This window comes from Devosia sp., from assembly GCF_028290645.1.
Classification (GTDB): Bacteria; Pseudomonadota; Alphaproteobacteria; order Rhizobiales; family Devosiaceae; genus Devosia_A.
This window is the reverse complement of record NZ_JAQGJL010000097.1, coordinates 1-4,810: the sequence shown is the minus strand read 5'-3', so window position 1 is coordinate 4,810 and position 4,810 is coordinate 1. Positions and strand designations below refer to the sequence as shown.

5 protein-coding genes and 1 pseudogene are annotated in these 4,810 nt (G+C 65.7%); 3 read left to right on the top strand and 3 right to left on the bottom strand.

Annotated elements, in window-relative coordinates; translation table 11 throughout:
* Both JWQ89_RS05495 and JWQ89_RS05490 read left to right on the top strand, forming a co-directional pair.
* Positions 1-1,175 (top strand): hypothetical protein (locus tag JWQ89_RS05495; protein ID WP_299639112.1); only part of this gene is annotated, 1,175 nt, incomplete at its 5' end.
* A 316-nt stretch (positions 1,176-1,491) separates the two neighbouring features.
* The gene (locus JWQ89_RS05490) at positions 1,492-2,670 is read left to right on the top strand and encodes a hypothetical protein (RefSeq protein ID WP_299639110.1); all 1,179 of its coding nucleotides are present in this window, start codon (positions 1,492-1,494) and stop codon (positions 2,668-2,670) included.
* Between the two features lie 7 nt (positions 2,671-2,677).
* Here the strand turns inward: JWQ89_RS05490 and JWQ89_RS05485 are convergent, their stop codons facing one another.
* The 3 genes from JWQ89_RS05485 to JWQ89_RS05475 form a co-directional block, all read right to left on the bottom strand.
* Positions 2,678-2,983: a hypothetical protein gene (locus JWQ89_RS05485; RefSeq protein WP_299639109.1), complete on the bottom strand. Its 306-nt coding sequence runs from the start codon at positions 2,981-2,983 to the stop codon at positions 2,678-2,680.
* 71 nt (positions 2,984-3,054) lie between these two features.
* Positions 3,055-3,621 (bottom strand): DNA-3-methyladenine glycosylase, encoded by a 567-nt coding sequence (locus JWQ89_RS05480; protein ID WP_299639107.1) that lies wholly within the window; start codon positions 3,619-3,621, stop codon positions 3,055-3,057.
* Positions 3,622-3,660: 39 nt separating this feature from the next.
* Positions 3,661-3,891, bottom strand: coding sequence for a hypothetical protein (locus JWQ89_RS05475; protein WP_299639106.1), 231 nt, complete (start codon positions 3,889-3,891; stop codon positions 3,661-3,663).
* A gap of 104 nt (positions 3,892-3,995) precedes the next feature.
* Here JWQ89_RS05475 and JWQ89_RS05470 point away from each other — a divergent pair.
* Positions 3,996-4,810, top strand: a pseudogene (locus JWQ89_RS05470) (phosphomannomutase); the annotation flags it as partial.

The following is a 4,810-nucleotide window of genomic DNA, read 5'->3' as shown; positions in this document are numbered from 1 at the left end:
CGATCCTTCTGGCGGCCTGGGGCGCAGCGCCCCCCCCGGCGATGGCGCAGGAGAGCGCGCAGCAGGAGGCGGCCGAGCGGGCTACCCACGAAGCTGGGGCGGTGCAGCCCGCCCCATCCACGACGTTGATCCCCGACCTGCGGCTCGGCGATGCGACCAACTATCTCGAGTTCTACGGGCAGATCGACAAGGGGCTGCTAGTCTACAACGACGGCTTCGACACCTACGACTTTTTCCCTGTCGACAACAACACTCAGCCAACGCTCGCGGGCTTCTTTCTGGTGGGGACGCTGGACGGGGGCTATGTCCTGACGGCGAACCTCGAGGCGCAGTGGGAGCCGATCTCGACTCTCAACGTAAGCCAGTTGGATCCAGCCCCGATCAGTTCGAGCGATATCCTGCTGCGCAAGGCGGAGGTTTATCTCAAGAGCGACAGCCGCGGCACGGTGTGGGTCGGGCAGGGCTTCATGGCGTCGTACCCGGGCTCCCAGTATGACCTTTCGGGGACGACCGTCGTGGCGCTGTCGGCGGTAGAGGACATAGCAGGGGGCCTCTACCTCAGGTACGCAGATGGTACGTTTTCACCCGTACGAATAATCGACGCGTTCAATAACTACAATGGCCTAGGGCGATGGCTCCGCATCCGCTATGATACGCCGGCGGTCAACGGCCTGTATTTTTCCACATCGGTCGGAACGGTTATCGTGCCATCCGCGACCGGCGTCCTCGGCTATGACGTTGCGGCGATTTACAACAATACCGTCGGCGACTTCCAGCTTTCGGGATCTCTGGCGGCGTCAGTGCCGGAAGCAGGCTGGGTACTCATCAATGGCTCCTTCTCGGCGCTGCATGTGCCGACGGGCTTGAGCGTAACGGTGGCGGGGGCGGTCGAGCACACCCCGTTGACCAACCCGCACTATGGCTATGTCAAGCTGGGCTATCAGCAAAGCTGGTTCGACTTTGGCAAGACGGCGCTCTCCGTCGATGCCTATCTCGGCGCGAATATCTACACCGCGGGGGATCAGAGCAGGTCGATCGGCGCTCAACTGGTGCAGAACATAGATTACCTGCAGACCGAGCTATATGTGGGTGCGCGGCTCTACCAATATGACGACGAGCTCTACAACTACCGGGACGGCACTGCGGTCCTGGCGGGGGCGATGGTGAGCTTCTGAGGAGGCATCACGGCAAGGCGCTTCTCCAGCAGGGCGAGTTCGATCGGCGTCGACAAGGCCGCGGGTGTCAGAGACGAGCATTCCCCGGATCGTAACTGATGCATTTCGGTCACGTCACATGGCAAACGACCTCCGGCCCGAAGCTCCGGGACATCGGCCGGTTGTCGTTGATCGTGGCGCGGATTAGCTTCGGATCAAGAACGTATCAGGCGCTCGGGACTCCAGTTCGGATAGGCTGAGTGTGGGGCGCAACGAGAGGAACGCTATCGTAAGGGGCACAACCGGGAGACAAACCATGTCGTTACGGCGTGCATGGATGACATTGGTCATCGCGGTAGCCTGCACTAGCCTCGTGCCCCCGGCGATGGCGCAGGAGAGCGCGCAGCAGGAGGCGGCCGAGCGGGCTACCCACGAAGCTGGGGCGGTGCAGCCCGCCCCATCCACGACGTTGATCCCCACCCTGCGGCTCGGTGACGCGACCAACCATCTCGATTTCTACGGGCAGATCGACAAGGGTCTGCTGGTCTACGACGACGGCTACCAGAGTTACGACTTCTTCCCCGTCGACGACGCCAATTCCCCAACGCTCGCAGGCTTCTTCCTCGTGGGGACAATGGACGGGGGCTATACAATCACCGGCAACCTCGAGGTTGCCTGGACCCCTCTGTCCACCACCGTGGTGAACCAGTACTTCCCCGAAACGCTCTACCCGACGGATGTGCTGCTTCGCAAGGCGGAGGTCGACGTCCAAGGCGACAAGGGGACGGTCTGGATCGGTCAGGGCAACATGGCGTCGATGCCGAGCGCCCAGTACGACCTTTCCGGTACGACCGTCGCAGGTCTCTCGGCTGTTCAGAACGTGGCGGGGGGCCTCTACCTCAGGTACGCCGACGGCACGCTTTCACCCGTGCAGATCATCGATGCGTTCAACAACTACAATGGCCTGGGGCGAAGGCTGCGCATCCGCTACGACACGCCGGCCGTCAACGGCCTGTATTTCTCCGCATCGGTCGGGACGGTGATCGTGCCGACGGCGACCGGCGTACTCGGCTATGACATCGCGGCGATCTACAACAATACCGTAGGCGACTTCCAGCTTTCGGGATCGCTGGCTGCGTCAGTGCCGGAAGCAGGCTGGGCGCTCATCGACGGATCCTTCTCGGCCCTGCATGTGCCGACGGGACTGAGCGTGACGGTGGCGGGGGCGATCGAGCACAACCCGACGACCGACCCGCACTACGGCTATGTGAAGCTGGGCTACCAGCAGAGCTGGTTCGATTTCGGCAAGACCGCCCTCTCGGTCGACGCCTATCTCGGCGCCGATATCTATACTCCGGGGGACCAGAGCAGGTCGGTCGGCGCCCAGCTCGTGCAGAACATCGACTACCTGCAGACCCAGCTCTACGTGGGCGCGCGGCTGTACCAATACGACGACCCAACCTTCAGCTACCGCGATGGCGCCGCCATCCTGACCGGGGCGTTCGTGAGCTTCTGACGGGGCTTCAGGCGCTGGTCGTGCTGATGGTGTCCTTCAGGGCCGCAAGTTCGGCTTCGGCGCGGATCGCGCGGTCGCGCCAGTCTTCGATGGTGAAGCCATCAAGGCGGGGCGGCTCGGTCGGGGTGTCGGCCTCGATCTCGGGCAGCGGTGCGCCCGTCACCTTGGCGTGCAGCGCCTCGATATAGGCCGCGTCGTCGGCGTGCAGCGTGCCGGCGGCGAACTCGCCGAGCCAGCGGTTGAGGTCGGCGGTGGTGTCCTCGTTCATGCTGCCGCTCTGCAGCAATTCCTTGATCAGCGCATCGACCTGCACGGGCATCTCCTGTTGATGGTGGCGCAACCTATCCAAAGCCGCCGGAAAGGGAAACCCGCCGCGACAACCGGTCACCCGGGGCGGAAGGCCTTGCTGAGAAAGGCGGAGCCGGCGATGCCGAAGCGCCAGGGCAGGTCGGCGGCCTTGGTGATGCCGATGCGCGGGCCGATCACCACCGGGGGCGGCGATTCCGGGGGCCGGAAACGGAACGGCGGAGCGTCGATTCGGAGGCCGTCATGCTGCTTGCCGACGGCGAGGGCCTGGGCGAGCTTGCCGGGGCCGGAGCAGAGGTCGCGGCGGTTGGCGAGGCCCCGGCGCTCGGCCATTCTCTCAATGCCTTCAAGGGGTTCGATGGCGCGGATGAGCACTGCCGCGCCATCGGCGCAGACGAAGTTGAGGCACCAGTGGATGCCGTAGGAGCGGTAGACATAGAGGTGGCCGGGGCCGAGGAACATCGAGGCGTTGCGGGGCGTAGGGCCGCGATGCGCGTGTGAGGCGGGCTCGGTGGGGTGGTAGGCCTCGGTCTCGGCGATGATGCCGCCCACGCCGTCGAGAGTGAACTCGGCGCCCAGCAGGTCGCGGGCGACGGCGGTGACTTCGCGGTTGAAGAAGGCGGTGGTGTCGGGGAGGGTGGGCATGGCGGGACATTGGGGAAATTTCCCAGCGAATGCAAGCCGCTACACCTTTTTCGTCGTGCCGTTCTGGAGGCGGGCGGCGGCGATGCGCAGGGTGAGGTTGATCTGCTCGCCGACATTGGACGTGCCGCCCGCGATCAGGGCGGAATTGTTGTTGGCGGAGGTGGCGAGGTCGGCCTGGGCCTGGGCGCGGCGCTTGAGGCGCGCCGTTTCGGCCTCGTCATAGAGCGAGGCGCGCGGCAGCCAGTTCAGCGTTCGCTTCTGGACAATCATGCTGACTAAACTGCCCGCCGCTGATGAACGGATCATTAACGGCCTCTGAACGCTTGCGAAGCCCGGCAAGGGCATGACAAAGCTTGCGCATCCGGGGGTGCGGCATGACGGACTCACTGAAATTCGGAACCAGCGGACTGCGCGGACTCGCGGCCGACCTGACGGGCGGCGCGGCGCGGCGGTTTACTGCGGCCTTCCTCGCTCACCTTAACAGCGGTCCGGGCGGGCGGGTGTATCTGGGGCGCGACCTCAGGGCGTCGAGCCCGCTGATCCTCGAGGATTGCGCCATCGCCATTCGCGCGGCGGGGCTGGTGCCGGTCGATTGCGGGGCGCTGCCGACGCCGGCGCTGGCGCTCTACGCGATGGCGCTGGGCGGGCCGGCGATCATGGTGACGGGCAGCCACATCCCGGCCGACCGGAACGGGCTCAAGTTCTACGTGCCGGCGGGCGAGATCACCAAGGCCGACGAGGCCGGGATCGCGACGGCGCTCAGCGACGCGGTGCCGGTGGGCGAGGGCAGGGCGGAGGACGAGAGCGCGCTGGCCGGCGACCGCTACCGGCAGCGCTATCGCGGGCTGCTCGATCCCAAGGCGCTCAGCGGCTGGCGCATCGGGGTGTTCGAGCATTCGTCGGTGGCGCGGGACCTGCTGGTGTCCCTGCTGACCCGCGCCGGCGCGGAAGTGGTGCGGCTGGGGCGCTCGGAGAGCTTTGTCGCGGTCGATACCGAGGCGTTTTCGGATGCGTTGTTCGGGCCGCGTTTCGGCTGGATCGACCAGCACAGGCTCGATGCCATCGTCTCGACCGATGGCGACGGCGACCGGCCGCTCGTCGCCGACGAGACCGGCACGATCCTGCGCGGCGACATCCTCGGCCTTCTCACGGCCGGCCACCTCGGCATCGCCACCATCGTCACGCCGAT